The organism is Dermabacter hominis NBRC 106157, from assembly GCF_001570785.1.
Taxonomy (GTDB): Bacteria; Actinomycetota; Actinomycetes; order Actinomycetales; family Dermabacteraceae; genus Dermabacter; species Dermabacter hominis.
In genome coordinates this window covers 29,819-45,081 of sequence record NZ_BCSI01000009.1, presented here as the reverse complement: position 1 = coordinate 45,081, position 15,263 = coordinate 29,819, and the positions used below count along the sequence as shown (strand labels likewise).

At 64.9% G+C, this 15,263-nt stretch carries 10 protein-coding genes; 3 read left to right on the top strand and 7 right to left on the bottom strand.

The window, feature by feature from the left end:
* Nucleotides 1-2 precede the first annotated feature (2 nt).
* Nucleotides 3-1,331, bottom strand: a complete 1,329-nt coding sequence (locus tag DEHOM01_RS08055; RefSeq protein ID WP_217998004.1) for an MFS transporter — start codon at nt 1,329-1,331, stop codon at nt 3-5.
* Nucleotides 1,332-1,565: 234 nt separating this feature from the next.
* Between DEHOM01_RS08055 and DEHOM01_RS08050 the strand changes: the two genes are divergently transcribed.
* Nucleotides 1,566-4,421, top strand: a complete 2,856-nt coding sequence (locus tag DEHOM01_RS08050; protein ID WP_061212293.1) for an FAD-binding and (Fe-S)-binding domain-containing protein — start codon at nt 1,566-1,568, stop codon at nt 4,419-4,421.
* Nucleotides 4,422-4,438: 17 nt separating this feature from the next.
* Here the strand turns inward: DEHOM01_RS08050 and DEHOM01_RS08045 are convergent, their stop codons facing one another.
* Together DEHOM01_RS08045 and DEHOM01_RS08040 are read right to left on the bottom strand one after the other, a co-directional pair.
* A complete protein-coding gene (locus tag DEHOM01_RS08045; RefSeq protein ID WP_061212292.1) occupies nt 4,439-5,371 on the bottom strand; it encodes a PI-PLC domain-containing protein in 933 nt (310 codons plus the stop codon).
* A gap of 113 nt (nt 5,372-5,484) precedes the next feature.
* A complete protein-coding gene (locus tag DEHOM01_RS08040) occupies nt 5,485-7,188 on the bottom strand; it encodes a PHP domain-containing protein (protein ID WP_061212291.1) in 1,704 nt (567 codons plus the stop codon).
* Nucleotides 7,189-7,367: 179 nt separating this feature from the next.
* Here DEHOM01_RS08040 and DEHOM01_RS08035 point away from each other — a divergent pair, with 179 nt between their 5' ends.
* Nucleotides 7,368-8,249, top strand: coding sequence for a hypothetical protein (locus DEHOM01_RS08035; protein WP_061212290.1), 882 nt, complete (start codon nt 7,368-7,370; stop codon nt 8,247-8,249).
* A gap of 120 nt (nt 8,250-8,369) precedes the next feature.
* Here DEHOM01_RS08035 and codA read toward each other — a convergent pair whose 3' ends face one another.
* The 3 genes from codA to DEHOM01_RS08020 form a co-directional block, all read right to left on the bottom strand.
* The gene (codA, locus tag DEHOM01_RS08030; protein ID WP_016663601.1) at nt 8,370-9,605 is read right to left on the bottom strand and encodes a cytosine deaminase; all 1,236 of its coding nucleotides are present in this window, start codon (nt 9,603-9,605) and stop codon (nt 8,370-8,372) included.
* A 105-nt stretch (nt 9,606-9,710) separates the two neighbouring features.
* On the bottom strand, nt 9,711-11,024 hold the full coding sequence (codB, locus tag DEHOM01_RS08025; RefSeq protein ID WP_082738799.1) for a cytosine permease: 1,314 nt from the start codon (nt 11,022-11,024) through the stop codon (nt 9,711-9,713).
* A 667-nt stretch (nt 11,025-11,691) separates the two neighbouring features.
* Nucleotides 11,692-11,946, bottom strand: coding sequence for a hypothetical protein (locus DEHOM01_RS08020; protein ID WP_061212289.1), 255 nt, complete (start codon nt 11,944-11,946; stop codon nt 11,692-11,694).
* Nucleotides 11,947-12,098: 152 nt separating this feature from the next.
* Between DEHOM01_RS08020 and DEHOM01_RS08015 the strand changes: the two genes are divergently transcribed.
* Nucleotides 12,099-13,397, top strand: a complete 1,299-nt coding sequence (locus DEHOM01_RS08015; RefSeq protein ID WP_082738798.1) for a carboxylate--amine ligase — start codon at nt 12,099-12,101, stop codon at nt 13,395-13,397.
* Nucleotides 13,398-13,513: 116 nt separating this feature from the next.
* On the opposite strand, the gene DEHOM01_RS08010 is transcribed toward DEHOM01_RS08015, so the two are convergent.
* A complete protein-coding gene (locus tag DEHOM01_RS08010; RefSeq protein ID WP_061212288.1) occupies nt 13,514-15,124 on the bottom strand; it encodes an amino acid permease in 1,611 nt (536 codons plus the stop codon).
* Nucleotides 15,125-15,263: the final 139 nt, after the last annotated feature.

Here is a 15,263-nt window from a genome sequence, read left to right as displayed (position 1 = left end):
GCTTACTCGTGCGCGCCGGGCAGGTGTGCCTGCCAGGCGAGCGCGACCTCCACGAGCGTGAGGATCGCAATCACGGCGCCGCCGATCAGCATCGTCGTGTAGCTGAAGATCGTGCTGAGCGCCGCGAGGAGCATCGGCACGAAGAAGCCGAGGTAGGCGATTGAGTAGAACACGGCGGTGAGGCCGGCGAGGTCGTCGGGGCCGGCGAGGCGCTGAACTTCGCTGAGGCCGGCCACGAGCGCGAGGCCGTAGCCGCAGCCGAGGGTCGCGGCGGCGATCAGGCCGATCGTGAGGCTCGTCGTGGAAGCAGCGCCGGCGGCGAACACTGCGCCGGTCGCCACGATCGCCATCGCGATCACGGAGGCACGCGCGCTTCGATGCGTGTCGATCTTCTTGCCGACCGTCTGAATGCCCACGCCGAAGCCGAGGGTCACGGCGGTCATGATGCCCGCGAACGCGATCGGGTAGTCACCGGCGCGGTCCTTGAGGAGTGCGGGAAGGACGGCGTAGGCGGTGCCGCAGGCGCCAAAAACCCACGGCGCGACGGGAAGGACGACGCGCAGGAAGCGCTTGTGTGCAGCCTTCGGCACGAGGAGCTTCGACATGAGCGTCTCGGCCCCCGAGACGGGCTCATTCTCGGCCGGAAGGTGACCGGGTTTGCGCGTCTCGGGCGCGGTGAAGAGCCACAGGCCGGTCACGACCGTGATGAGCATGTGCAGCGCGTACGAGGTGCGGGTCGGCCACGGCCCCCACTGCGCGAGGATCGCGGCGACGAGGGCACCGGCAAGGAAGCCCGTGGTGAGGGCGAGCGACGCCCTGCGGGCGCCCGCGGCGGGGCTGGCCCCGGAAGCGTCGGAAATTTCCTTGATCCACGCGGTGCCGATCGCCATGACGAGGCCGAGCGCGAGCCCGCAGAGGATGCGACCAATGCCGATCATGAGGGGGGAGCCGGGGCCAAGCATCAGCAAGAGGCTTCCGAGGAAGCTGAGCGGTGCGGCGGGAAGAAGCACGGGGCGGCGGCCGTAGACGTCGGAGAGGGGGCCGCCGATCATGAGGGCGGGGACGATGCCGAGGACGTAGGCGCCGAGGAGACCGTCGACGACGAGGTCGGAGAATTGCGAGACCTCGCGGTACATGACGAGAAGCGGCGTGAATTCGTTGCCACCCCACGCGATCGCGAAAATCGACGCGGCGACCGGCCACCAGGCACCCGCGGGAAGATTCGGCAGGGGGCGCGAGTCAGCGGGGAGGGTCTCGGGGGTCGCTTCGAGGACGTGGGCGTGGTCCGACGCCGGGACGGCCGGCATCGAGGCCGTGTCAGTGGCGCTCACTGGCGTGGGTCTCCTTGGTGTGTACGACAGATGTGGGTGGGGGTGCGACTTCGCCGGCGCCAGCTCACCTATCTTGACGTGCACGCCGTGCGAGGCGCTAGCCTTTCGACCCAATTTGTATGTCATTTCATAACTACCGAGCGTTGCGGAATCCCCTGTGGAGCCACCCCACCGCACGATCCCGCCCCACCCGGGCTAGGGTTAAAACGTTGTCTACGCCCGCCGGGCGCGCCTATGGAGGATCTCGTGAACACCGCCCCCGCATTCGTTACCGCTGCCGTGCGCGACGAAAGCCGCATCCAGACTCGACTGATCGACAGGGTGGCCGCAGCAAGCGACGCCTCCCACTATCTCTTCACCCCCGAAGCGGTCGTGCTCGCCGATACGGCACGCGAAGTCGCCGCGATCCTCAAGGGCGCAAACGCCGCCAAAAGCCCCGTCGCCTTCCGCTCGGGCGGCACGAGCCTCTCCGGCCAATCCGCAAGCCCGCACGTCCAGATCGACGTGCGCCAAAACTTCCGCCACATCGAAGTCCTCGACGAGGGCGCGCGCGTGCGAGCCGGATCGGGCGCCACGATCGCGCAGGTCAACGCGCGCCTTCGCCGCTTCAAGCGCCGCCTCGGCCCCGACCCCGCAAGCGAGGCCGCGTGCACGGTCGGCGGCGTCGTCTCGAACAACTCGAGCGGCATGGCCTGCGGCACGGAGTACAACACCTACAAAACCCTCGAATCGATGGTCATGGTGCTACCGTCGGGCCTCACCCTTGACACGAGCGATCGGGACGGGGCCGACGCTCGCCTGCGCACCAACGCGCCCGAGATTCACGAGGGGCTCTTACGCTTGCGTGAACGGATCGTGTCGAACCCCGAGAGTGTGCGCATCATTCGCGAACGCTTCGCGCTCAAGAACACGATGGGCTACGGCATCAACGCGTTCCTCGATGCCGAGCGCCCCATCGACATCCTCGAAAAGCTCGTGATCGGAAGCGAGGGGACGCTTGCGTTCATCGCCGAGGCGACGTTCCGCACGGTCCCGATCCCGGCGCTCACGACGAGTGCGCTCGCCGTGTTCCCCACGCTCGATGCAGCTACCCGAATCCTGCCCGAGCTCGTGGACTCGGGGGCGGCGACGCTCGAGGTCATGGACTCGACCTCGATCGCGGTGGGCCAGAGGCTCGCCCGCGTGCCCGAGCAAATCCAGGGCTTCGCGCCGAGCACGGAAGCGGCGCTGCTCATCGAGTACCGCGACGATGAGCACGAAAAACTCGCCGCGGCTCAGCGCGCCGGCGAGGAGATCCTGCGCGCCCACGAGCTGCGCTCCCCCGCCGTTTTCTCCGAGGATCCTCGCATGCGCGCGACCGCATGGGCCCTGCGCAAAGGCCTGTACGCCTCCGTCGCGGGCGCGCGCGAAAGTGGCACAACCGCGCTCCTCGAGGACGTCGTGGTCCCGCCCGCGAACCTCGCCGACACATGCGGTGACCTGCACGAGCTCTTCGACGAGCACGGCTATGAGAACTCCGTGATCTTCGGCCATGCGAAGGACGGCAACATCCACTTCATGCTCACCGACCGCTTCGAGAGCGACGCCGCCCGCGAGCGTCTTGGCGCTTTCACCGAGTCGATGGTGGACGTGGTGCTCGCTCGCGGCGGCAACCTCAAGGCCGAGCACGGCACGGGCCGCGCGATGGCGCCGTTCGTACACCGCCAATACGGCGACGAACTCTACGAGGTCATGACGAGCATCAAGCACCTCGTGGATCCCGCGGGGATCCTCAACCCGGGCGTGCTGATCGAGAACAACCCGAAGGCCCACCTCGAGAACTTCAAGCTCAACCCCACGATCGAGGTCGAGGCCGATCGCTGCGTCGAGTGCGGCTATTGCGAGCCGGTATGCCCGAGCAAGGACCTCACGCTCACGCCGCGCCAGCGCATCGTGGTGCGCCGCGCCGAGGAGCGTGCCCGCAACGCGGGCGATGCGGCCACGGCGGATGAGCTCGCCAAGGACTACGACTACGAAGGCATCGACACGTGCGCCGTGGACGGCATGTGCGTCACGGCGTGCCCCGTGGGGATCAATACGGGGCTTCTCGTCAAGCGACTGCGCCGCGAGAACACGAACGCTGTCGAATCCGGCGCGTGGAAGGCCGCGGCAGCGTCGTGGGGTGCGATCACGCGCGGCGCCGCGGTTGGGCTCTCGGTTGCGGATAAAGTTCCGGCACCTGCCGTGGGGGCGGCAACGAGCGTTGGCCGACGCTTGCTGGGCGAGGACACCGTGCCGAAATACACGAAGGACCTGCCGGCCGGCGGGAGGGCTCGCGGTACCCTCGGCGAGCGCGCAGAGCATCGGGCTGTCGGCTCGAACCTGCCCGGCCGCCTGTTCGGCGCGCCCGATGGCGAGGTCGCGGGTATCTATGTTCCCGCGTGCGTCAACACGATGTTCGGTGGGGCCGCGCCGGGTGGGAACGTCGTCTCCGCGTTCGAAAAACTCCTTGAGAAGGCGGGCCTTGCGCTTCTCATCCCGAAGGGCATCGACTCAACGTGCTGCGGCACCCCGTGGACGTCGAAAGGCAAAGCCAAGGGACACGAGGTCATCTCGGCGAAGACCCGAAAGGTGGTGGACGCCGTGCGAGAGCTCGACCTGCCAATTGTGAGCGACGCCGTCAGCTGCACCGAGGGCTTCGCGGCGATCCTTGAACGCGACGGCGCCAAAGTCATCGATGCCGTGCAGTTCACCGCCGATCATCTTCTTGAGCGCCTCGACATCGACCGATCAAGCGAACACGTGATTCTCCACCCCACGTGCTCCTCGACCCAGATGGGGCTCAACCCCGCACTCCTGCAGGTTGCCGAAGCGGCATACGCGAAGGTCACCGTGCCCGACGCGTGGGGATGCTGCGCCTTCGCGGGCGATCGCGGCATGCTCCACCCCGAGCTCACAGCCTCGGCAACGGCAGCCGAAGCAGCCGAAGTGAAAGCCCTCGGCGCCGACCACCACGCCTCCCTCAACCGCACGTGCGAAATCGGCATGACCCGCGCGACGGGAAAGACCTACCGCCACGTACTCGAGCTACTCGCCGAGCGCGCGCGGTAGGCCTTCGAGGTTATTCCTTAGGCGGCGCCGCGCTCGAGCAGGAACGCGCGCAGCTCAGCGAGGTCATCGGCGCCCACGACGTCGATGCCCGCATCGAGCTGCATCTGCCACAGGATCTCGCGACGCTTGGGCAGAAGCTCGGGAACACCCCACAGGCGCGAGCGCGCGCCGATCGCGTGGGCACCGTCGGAAAACTCCTTGAGTGAACGGAACTGATCCTCCGGGCGCTCACCGAAGCCCTGCCAGCCCCACGTCTCCCAATCCTCCGAGATGAGTGGCATGTCGAGCGAGCTGATCTCACCGCCGAGGTCACCCTTGTGGCCGTCGGCCGAGCCGAACCGCACCGGGTTGTCCTTGATGAGATCGTACGGGCGACCTCCCGTGTAGACGACGCGCACGGGATTCTCGACGACGGTGCCGCAGCGATCCACGTGCCAGAACACGTCGCTGTAGGGCGCGAGCATGGTCTCGATCGCGGGAAGCTGCTTCTCCCCCTGGTCCTTAATGTCGATGAGGAGCTGGAACGGACCGTCGTAGCCTGGGAACACGTGACCGCCGTTGGAGCGCACGAGCGCCGCGAGCGGCTTCACGTAGAACTCCTCGAGGGAGCGGCCGCTTGCCGTGCCGAGGCGGGTGTGGCCAAGCAGGATCGCGCCGCCTTCGAACCACACGTCCGCCTCAACCGAGCAAAAGCCCTGCGCAAGGGCATCCCACAGCGGGTGCGTGTGCAGGTAGTCGTTGTGGGCGTGAGCGCGAGCGAGCGGGCTCTTCGGCGCCCATCCCTCGGGCGCGGGATTCTTCAGGCGCGCATCGAAGGGGTCGTCGAGAAGGCGCGGGGTGTCGTTCTCGTCGCGCTCAAAAAGCGGTGACGCGCTCGCGGGCGCGAGGGTTGCGGCACTCGCGGCGGTCGCGGCGGCTGCGGTCAGGAAGGTCCGACGGTTGAGGGCCATGCGGGGTGTCCTTTCATGCGGTGTGTGTCCTGGGCGGGCGATGGGAAAGGGGCTCGATTCCGCGGGGCATAACCCCCGCGAAACCGAGCCCACTTGTGTTCACGAAACCGTGATCACTCGACCTCGAAGAAGATCGGGTTGGTGTACATCCACGTGTCGATCCACGGGCTTCCTGCGCCGTTCTCGCCACCGTGGGGAATCGGGCCGGCCGGGTCAACGTCGGCACCCATCGGGCCGACGCCCGAACGCTTGCCGTCGCTTCCGCGCAGGCGAATGTAGCCGTTTTCCTCGACGGCGCCGAGGTCAAACTCAACCGTGAACTCCTCAAGGCCGTGGCCTGCGGTTTCCTTGCGGTCAACGACCTTGGTGTGAGGGGCCGTCGTCGTGTTGACATCCTCAACCTCGCCCGTGATGAGCCCGCGGATGAGGTCGATGTGCGCGAGCTCCGGGAGGATCCCAGCGGAGTTTTCCTTGGTCGTGGGTGTGACGGTCACGCGCAGGCCAAGCTCGGTGCCGGCCTTGACCTTGAGGGTGCCACCGAGAGTCACAGGCTCGGCGCTGTCATCCTTCGCGAAAAGGACGACCTCGAGACCGGAAATGAGGTGGCCGTGCTCGATCCAGATGCGACCGGCGCGCATGGCCTCCATGACCGCTTCGTAGGAGCGGCTAGCGGCACCCACGTGCGTGCGGGAGAACTGGCCGGGCCAGTAGTCGCTACCGCCCTGAGCTTCGTTCGTGTTGACGGGCACGGGACGGCGACCCGCACGGTTGAAGTTGCCGAGGCTCGCGCCTTCCTCCCAGCCGTCACCCTTCGGGTAGTCGCCCACGCGGTAGGTGTCGTGGGTCTTGAGGTGGAAGTCCGAATTCGAGGTGATCCAGTAGCGGCGGCCCTCAGAGAGCAGCGAGTCCCACATGCCACCCACGACCGAGGTGAGGTAGTCGAAGCCGCCGCGCGTGCGGAAGGCTTCGTCGGGGTAGTGCGGGGACGAGTCCTTGCGGCGGCTGTTCTCGTATTCGCCGCGCTGGAACTTCGGGTCACGATTGAGGCCGAAAGCCGAGCCCTGGGCACCGGGGGCACCTTCCATGCCGAGGTAGATGTCGCGGTCCGCGTCGTGCCACGCGCGAAGCTCGAGCGGCGAATCGATGCAGTAGCGGCTCGGGTGGTTCGCGATCACGATCGCATCATCGATGAAGCCTTCCCTCTTCTGCTCGCCGAGCCACGCGATCGCCTCAACAGCCTTTTCCTGCTGGAATTTCTCTTCGGGCGAATTGAGCGCCGGCTTTTCCCACTTGTTGAGCTTGCCGTCGAACGCGAGCTCGAACGTGCGCAGGACGCGCGCTTCGTTGATGCCGGGGGCGACGAGAACGGTGCAGTGCTCAGCCGCGGGGATGTACCACTCGATGCCCTGAAGGACCATGAGCTTACGTTCATCGCGCGCCTTGCGGATGAGGCGGTTCGCCTCCCACACGCCACCTTCGTTGGCATGGCCCCAGTTCGAGTGCTCGGTGAAGGCGATGACGTCCACGCCGAACTCTTCGGCCTTGTCCATGATCATTTCCATCGTGTACTTCGCGTCGTGGCTGTAGAGCGAGTGCACGTGGTGGTCAACGACGAGCCATTCAAGACCGGTCTCGGCAGGCGCGAGGTCCGTGCCTTCGGCCGCGTCGGTGGTGGTCACGGGGGTTTCTTCGGCGATAGCGGAGCCGGTGGTTGCGGCCGCGGCGGCACCGAGGGCACCGGCGGCAACGCTGCCGCGGAGCACGGTGCGTCGGCTCGGGGCGAGCGAGGAGGCTTGGGGGGAGCGAAGCTCGGTCATGGGGAATCTTTCTCTCAGGGCGTCGGGAAGACCAATCAGAACGCTAGAGGGAGGAAGTGAATGGCGAGTAACGACTTGGGGGCGAATTCTGACACCATCTAGTTACCCCTCGTTCACTAAGGCCTGTCACAGTTGTCCTCGCTAACCCACTCCCCGCGCCCCAAGGAACGTGTAGAACCATGCAGCTCTCCCTCTCGCTCCGCCGCTCGGCTGCCCTCGCCGGCGCCGCAGCGCTCCTCGCCCTCCCCCAGGTTGCCGCAGCGGCAACCGAGGTCACCCTCGACGATTCCGTGACGGCCACGATCGAGAATGCCGAGGGCGTCCAGGCACACGGCGCACTCGATGCAGACCCTTTCACCTACACCGTGAAATCTCGCGTGAAGTGCGAAGAGCCCTACGTTGACGGCGCCCGCACCGTCTTCGTCCAGGGTGAAAGCGAGAAGGCTACCCGCGTGGTCATGTCGGGTATCGACTCTCTCGAAAAAGACGGCACGGTCGTCAACCCGATCGACGCGAGCTTCGTGGACGTCGCCGCCGAGGGCAAGGCAAACCTCCAGATCGAATGCGTGAAGATCGACAACGGCATTCCTCAGCCCGCACCCCAAGCGATCGTCCAGCCGCTCACGATCACGAAGGAAGAGTGGAAAATGGAGGGCGTGAGCTTTAAGGACGCCGCTCCCGAAGAGCCTTCCGACGAAACCCCAGAGAAGAAGCCGACCGATTCCGCACCGGCTCCCGCACCGGCCCCCGAACCGACTCCCGCTGCCCCTAAGCCCGGCGAGAACGACCAGGAAGCACCGAACAAGCCTTCGCCGAACGAGGTCTCGCCGAACAAGCCTTCACCGGACAAGGTTTCGCCCGGCAACGCTGACACGGGCAAAGCCGATTCGTCGAAGCAGGCCCCCGCGAAGCCCTCGAAGTCCTCTAAGCCCGCGGGGCAGGCGAGCGGCACCCGCGGCTTCATGCCCCGCACGGGCGCCGAGATCGCCGCGACGGCAGTTCTCGCTCTCGCGCTGATCGGCGGCGGCATCTTCGCCGTCGTGCGCATGCGCAAGAACTAAACAGCACGACGCACAAGGGAGGGCCCGGGCAACTGCCCGGGCCCTCCCTTGTCGCGATGAGGCGCGCACCGCGCGCGAATGCACTTCTCAGAGGCTGGCTACATACAGCCGAGGGGATGTCTAGCCCCAATACACCTCGCGGGTCGCCGGCTCCGTCTTCGCCACAAGCTTGCCGTCCCTGTAGGAGCGAACGACGGGCGCGTTGAAGTTGAGCGCCTCAACCCAGTTCGGCGCATCGAGCACGATAAACCGCGCGGGGTTGCCCACCTCGATGCCGTACTTGTCGAGGTGCAGCGTGCGCGCCGCATTATGGGTCACAAAATTGTAAGACTCCGCGATCTGCGGGTAACCCATCATCTGCGTGACATACAGGCCGTTCAGCACAACGTCGCGAAGATTCCCCGTGCCGAGCGGGTTCCACGGGTCGCGGATATCGTCGGTCCCGAAACTCACGTTGATACCCGCCTCCGTGAGCTCCTTGACGCGCGTCACGCCGCGGCGCTTCGGGTAGGTATCCATGCGGCCCTGCAAGTGAGTGTTCACCATGGGGTTGGACACGAAGTTGATGCCGCTCATCGTGAGCAGGCGAAGCAGACGCACGAAGTACGCGTTGTTATAGGAATGCATCGCGGTGGTGTGCGAAGCGGTGACCTTCTCCCCCATGCCGAACTCGAGGGCGCGCGTCGCGAGAGTCTCGAGGCCGCGCGAAGCCTCATCGTCGATCTCATCGCAGTGCACATCCATGAGCAGGCCACGATCACGCGCAAGCTCGCACGCGAAATTGAGGGAATCCACCGAATACTCGCGCGTGAACTCGAAGTGAGGAATCGCGCCAATCGCATCGACGCCCATATCAGCGGCCTTGACCATGAGATCGCGGCCATTCGGGAAGGAATCGATACCCTCCTGCGGGAACGCCACAATCTGGAGCGTAATGAGGTCGGCAAGCTCGTCACGCAGCTCAAGCAACGCACGAAGCGCCGTGAGCTCAGGATCGGTCACATCGACGTGGGTGCGCACGTACTGCACACCGAAGCTCGCCTGGTCACGCGCGACGCGGCGCACGCGAGTTTTGACATCCTCAACGCTCAGAGTCTTCTTCCGCTCGCTCCAGCGCTCGATCCCCTCAAAAAGCGTGCCGCTCATATTCCACTTCGGCTCGCCCGCCGTGAGAACCGAGTCGAGGTGAATGTGGCTCTCCACAAACGGCGGGAGCGCGAGGCGCCCCTCGGCGTCCCATGTCTCTTCGCCCGGCTCCGCGGTGAGATTCGGTTCGATGTGGGTGAAGCAAGCGTCGAAAATGCGCAGGTCAACCGAGCCCTCCCGGCCCGGTAGCGTGACGTTCTGGATGAGCACGGGGCTGCCTTTCTATTGAAATGGAGTGGGACGGGCGGGCAACGCCACCCTGGACGGTGGCGGCGCGACCCTCGACGATGCGGGCCGCGCCGCCCGCAGAAGGTGTTAGCGGCGCTTCGTCAACGCTACGCCCACGAGGTGAATAGCGACCGCGACGGCGACCGCGTTGAGGGCCGAGATGCCCCACGGCACGAAGTAACCCACGAGGCCACCGGCGATGACGCCGAGAACCGCGTGCCACGCTACGGTCTGCTCCGCTTCGCTCGAGTCCACGTACGCGTGCTTGCGCACCAGGAAGTCAGCGATGAGGATCGCACCGATCGGCGGAAGTGCCGCGTTGAGGAAGCTCAGCCAGCCCACGAAGTTGTCGTACAGCCACAGCGCACTGACCGTGCCGAAAATGCCCGCGATGAGAGTCATGGGGCGGGTGCGCACGCGCGTGATGTTCGAAAAGCCCAGGCCGGAGGTGTACAGGGCGTTGTTGTTGGTCGTCCAAATATTCGCGCCGAGCACGAGAATCGCAGGAATCGCGAGCCCCTGGGCGATCATGACGTAGAAGATGTCGTCCTTGCCGGTGAACGCGCCACCCACCGCACCGAAGCTGAACATGAGGGTGTTGCCAAGGAAGAACGCGATCACCGTCGTGATGACGGCAACCTTCGCCGAGCGAGCAAAGCGCGTGAAGTTCGGGGTCGCCGTGCCGCCCGAAATGAAGGAACCCACGACCATGCCGATGCCGGTCACGATAGGCATCGAGCCGTCACCGAACACCTCGACGAGACCGCCGGCCTTGCTGGTTGCCGTGACCATCGAGTACGTGCCGAGGATCGCGATAAGAGGAACGGAAATGAAGGAGACGACCTCGATCGCTTTCATCCCGAAGTAGGCGGAAGCAGTCATGGCGGCGCCGGCCGCGATCACGATCCACCAGGGGCTGATGTGGAGGAGGTCGGCGACGGGGATGCCGAGCATCGCCACGCCCACGCCGAACCATCCCATCTGGGTGAGGCCCACGAGGGCGGAAGCCAAGAGCGAGCCGCGACGGCCGAAGGCGCGGCGGGCGAGGAGGTCAAGCCCCATGCCGGTCTTCGCGCCAAGGTAGGCGAGGCCACCGGTGTAGATCGCGAGCACGAGCCCACCGAGCGTCGTGGCCCAGACGAAGCCGCCAAGATCGAGACCGTTGCCGATCTTCGCGCCGACGCTCATGGAGGCGGAGAAGAAGGTAAATCCGAGCATCACGAAGCCCACGGCCCAAAAACCGTGGCGCGCGGATGCGGGAACTGGGGTGAAACTGAAGTCGGCGTCGTGGCCGCTTGCTTCGGTCGGGGCCGGCCCCGAGGCCGTCACTGCGGTCTCGTCGATTGAGGGGCTGGCAATAATGGGGGTGGTTGCGGGGCGCTCAGGCGCTGTGGTGCTCATGCACATTCCTCACGTGAAAACGGGACAAAGGCATGGCTGTACCCGGATCACATGAAGTGCTCGCATGGCTCTCTGTCCATGTCCGTGCACAACCGTTGGAAGGCTAGCACCCATCCCGCGCCCTCGGGTGCGATTCGTGGCTTCTAGTGGCGCGGCTCGCGTTTGCGGGCAGCAACTCTTCATGCGGCCCGACTCCCCCAGGCACCGTCGCACTTCATGAAAAAACCGGGCCACCCCCGGCCCCGCAACCAGCCAACAGCCCAATTTCTTCATAAACCGGAACAGCACGCCTCACTGCTGCCCAGCTCCACCAGCTCCCGGCTCCCCCAGTCACCGTCGCACTTCATGAAAAAACTGAGCCACCCCCGGCCCCGCAACCAGCCAACAGCCCAGTTTCTTCATAAACCGGAACAGCACGCCTCACTGCACCCCAGCTGCTCAGCTGCCCCGATCTGCCTCCATCTGGCCAGCTGCCCAGCTCCCCCAGTAGACCGGCCCCCAGCAACCCGGCTCCCCCAGCCACCGTCACACTTCATGAAAAAACTGGACCGCCCCCGGCTCAACAGCCGGCCAGCAGCCCAGTTTCTTCATAAACCGGAACGGCAGCACCCCAGAGCTGCGAACCGGAACAGCAGCACCTCAGTGCTGCGAACCGGACGGCACCGCCTCAGTGTTGCGCCGCCGCCGAATCCTCATCGCCTCCATCGCCGAGTTCGTGGGCCTTGTCTTGGGCAGCACCCGCGACATCAACGACCTTGTCGGCAACGCCCTTGGCCTGCGGGAACTTCTCCTCGGCCTTCGCGGCGAGGTCAACCACGGCGTCGGCCGCAGCATCAACGCCCGCGGGAATCTTGTCTTTCGCCGTGTCCGCGAGGGACTGCGCGGCGTCCTTAACTTTGTCGAGGGGGCTGCTGTCGTTCATTGGTACTCCTTAGGAGAGGGGCGCCCCGCGAGGGCGCCACTTTTTTAGCGTTGAATAATTTTACGAACACTTTGTGCGAGCAAACAGAGAGCGCCAAAACTGCTGTTCGATAAACTCAAGCGCCGGATGTTTCCCAGCGAAAGGCGTTTCACGTGGCCATCTCGAACCTCACTGTCTCCCAGCCCGGCCCCACAACGGGGATCAGCAAAGGCGGCACGGAGTTCGATGTCGTGATCCTCGGCGCGGGTCTCAACTCGCTCAACGTCTCGATTGCCTTTCACAAGGCCTACGGCATGCGTTCACTCACCGTGATGCGCACCCCCATCGCGATGAACGAACGCACTGTCACAAGCGCTCACGTCGCTCTCGGTGCTGAGGCAAGCGAACGCGACCTCAAGGACGCGCTCGTTCAGCTTGCGAAAGACAAACCCGTCAAGCGACCGACGCTCTTGCTCGCGAATGCCGATTCGTTCATTTCCTTCATCGATACGTACCGGGCCGAGCTCGAGGTGCACTACCTTCTCGCGCAAATTGATTCCGCTTCCCTCGCGAAGCTGGCCGACAAGGCTCACTTCCAAGAAGCGTGCAACGAGCTCGACATTCCGACGATTCCCACGGCCGTCGTGGACTTCTCCCGGTACGGCGGGGCCGATTTTGACGCGCCCGAGCAGCTTCCGTGGGCCTACCCGATCATCGGCAAACCCGCGAACACCGCCGATTATTCGCGCGTCAAGTTCACCGGCAAGCGCAAAGTATTCGTGCTCAAGTCGCAGGCCGAATACAAGGAACTCGTGGCAAAGCTCGGGGACGCTGGCTTCACAGGGCGGTTCCTTTTCCAGGAGCTCATCGAGGGTGACGACACGTCCGAATACTCCATCACCGGCTACCGCTCGCGCTCGGGCGAAGTGACGCTCACATGCGCTGCGCAGGTGCTGCTAGGCGAGCACACACCCGATGCGCTCGGGCGCCCCGCAGCGATGCTCACCGGTCCTCACCGGGCGATCGTCGCACAGTTCGAAAAACTCCTCGACCACGTGGACTACGTCGGCTTCGCCAACGTTGATCTCAAGGCCGACCCGCGTAACGGAACGGCCTACTTCCTCGAACTCAATCCGCGGCTCGGACGCAACAACCACTACGTCACCGCGGCAGGCGGCTCCTACCCCGAGCACATTGTCGCGGACCTCATCGACGGCGCCCCCCTTGAGCGTGTGCGCGCCGAGGAGCAGCACCTCTACTCGATCCTCCCCACGCGCCTCGTGAAGCACTACGTCACCGAACCCGAACTGCGCGCTCAGCTCGATTCCGCCGTTCGTGCCCACGGCGTGGACAATCCCTACCGCTACGCCCCGGAGGGTGCGTGGATGAAGGGCTTCGCTCTCGCTTCGGGTCTCCGCCAGGTGCAGAAGTTCCGGAAGTACTACCCGAAGGTCACGCGCACCGGGTTCTAACCGCGCGTGAACCTCGTGGATGGTCCGGGGAAGCCGCAGGGCTTCCCCGGACCGTTTCGTATGAGCAAAGAATGAGAGACGGCCGTGAGGCAAGAATGAGGAACGCCCGTTGAGGCCTACTCTCGAGCGGGTGCTACCTCGCTCTCACCGGGCCGGTCGTCACGTTCACCGTCATCCACGAGGTCGTCGAGGTTCACGACGTCGAGGCCTCCCGAGAGCGCGTACTCCTCTTCGGGACTCATAATGAGCCGGTGGCGGCCCCACAGCCAGAAGGTGATGAGCATGACCGCGTAGATCACGATGATCGCGATGATCGCGGGCAGGTAGTCGGGGTTGAGGAGGAAGCCCAGGAAGATGAGCGCGGAGATGACGGCGGCGATGATCGCTCCAAAGTTTCCCCACGGCGATTTGTAGGGACGCTTCGCGTTCGGGAATCGCTTGCGCAGCACGAGGAACGACACCATTTGCATGAGGTAGGCGACGACGGCACCCCAGGCAGCGATGTTGAGGACAACTGCTCCGGCGATTCCGCCCTCACCACCGGCAAGATCGACGCCCACAAGGGCGCAAAAACCGATGGCGGCACCGGCGATAAGGGCAACCCACGGCGTCTGCGTGCGCCCCGTGAGCGAGAGGAACTTCGGGTAGTAGCCCGCTCGCGAGAGCGAATACATGTTGCGCCCGTAGGCGAACATGATGCCTTGAAGTGAGGCAAGCAGGCCCACGAGAGCGAAGAGTGCGAGGACGGCAGCGAGGCCGTCGCCGACGATCGCGCGGAAGCCGTCGAGGAGTGGCTCGCTTGCCCCGGCGGTCGTTTCCGCGCCGAGCACGCCGGTGTTCAGAACGAGCACGAGAAGACCGGTAACGACGAGTGTGAAGCGCGCCCACAGTGCCGCCTTGGGAATGTCGCGGACGGGGTTGTGGGCCTCTTCGGCTGCGAGCGGCAGCTCCTCGATGCCGAGGAAGAACCACATGGCAAAGGGCAGCGCGAACAGGATCGGGAGGAAACCGTGAGGCAAGAAGGCTGAAGCGCCTGCGTCGGGAACGATGTTGAAGAGTGAATCCCATGAGAAAGCGCCGGAGAACAGCGCCATCGCACTAAAGACGAGCAGGATCACGATCGAAATGATCGACACCAGGATGGCGAACCTGAACGATACCGCTGCGCCCGAGGAGTTCAGCGCCACGAAGATCGTGTAAAGGATGAGCCACCACACGGGTTTTGGCAGGTCAACACCGAGGAGTTGCGATACGACCGCGTCGGCGTAGCCCGAGGAGAAGTAGACGATCACGGCGGTTGTTGCGACGTACTCGATTGTTTCGGCAAGGCCCGTCACGAAGCCCGCGTAGGGCCCCATCGCCGCTCTCGCGAACGAGTACGCACCTCCGGTGTGGGGCATGGCGGCGGCCATTTCGTTGATCGAGAAGATGAGGCCGTAGTACATGACGATGAGAATCGCGTAGGCGATGAGCATCCCGCCGAAGCCCGCGAAATCCACGCCGAAGTTCCAGCCGGAAAAGTTGCCGGACACGACCGCGCCGACCGCGAGGCCCCAGAGCCCGAAAATGCCGGCCGCGCGCTTGAGCTGACGTTTTTCAAAGTATTCGGTATCCGCCGTTCGATAGGTGACGCCACCGACCTTGGTGACTTCCCCCGATTGCGTGGAGGGTGAGGCGGGTGATGCTGCCGTGCGTTGAGGAGATTGACGATCGCTTTGATCAGCCATTGCATACCTTCCGTAGTGACGAGACCACGTTGACTCGTGTGTGCTGCCCCACACTACCCGGCTAATGGTTGGATTTCCACGCTTTTGTAGAAATTTATTGGCGTGAGTTGTAGACAATCAACCCAGAACACCCAGCACT

What these genes read in the sequence shown, in the direction of transcription:
- DEHOM01_RS08035 (WP_061212290.1), top strand. Translation starts at nt 7,368, where the DNA reads ATGCAGCTCTCCCTCTCGCTCCGCCGCTCGGCTGCCCTCGCCGGCGCC.
- DEHOM01_RS08010 (WP_061212288.1), bottom strand. Translation starts at nt 15,124, where the DNA reads ATGGCTGATCAAAGCGATCGTCAATCTCCTCAACGCACGGCAGCATCA.
- codB (WP_082738799.1), bottom strand. Translation starts at nt 11,024, where the DNA reads ATGAGCACCACAGCGCCTGAGCGCCCCGCAACCACCCCCATTATTGCC.
- DEHOM01_RS08020 (WP_061212289.1), bottom strand. Translation starts at nt 11,946, where the DNA reads ATGAACGACAGCAGCCCCCTCGACAAAGTTAAGGACGCCGCGCAGTCC.
- DEHOM01_RS08045 (WP_061212292.1), bottom strand. Translation starts at nt 5,371, where the DNA reads ATGGCCCTCAACCGTCGGACCTTCCTGACCGCAGCCGCCGCGACCGCC.
- DEHOM01_RS08040 (WP_061212291.1), bottom strand. Translation starts at nt 7,188, where the DNA reads ATGACCGAGCTTCGCTCCCCCCAAGCCTCCTCGCTCGCCCCGAGCCGA.
- DEHOM01_RS08050 (WP_061212293.1), top strand. Translation starts at nt 1,566, where the DNA reads ATGGAGGATCTCGTGAACACCGCCCCCGCATTCGTTACCGCTGCCGTG.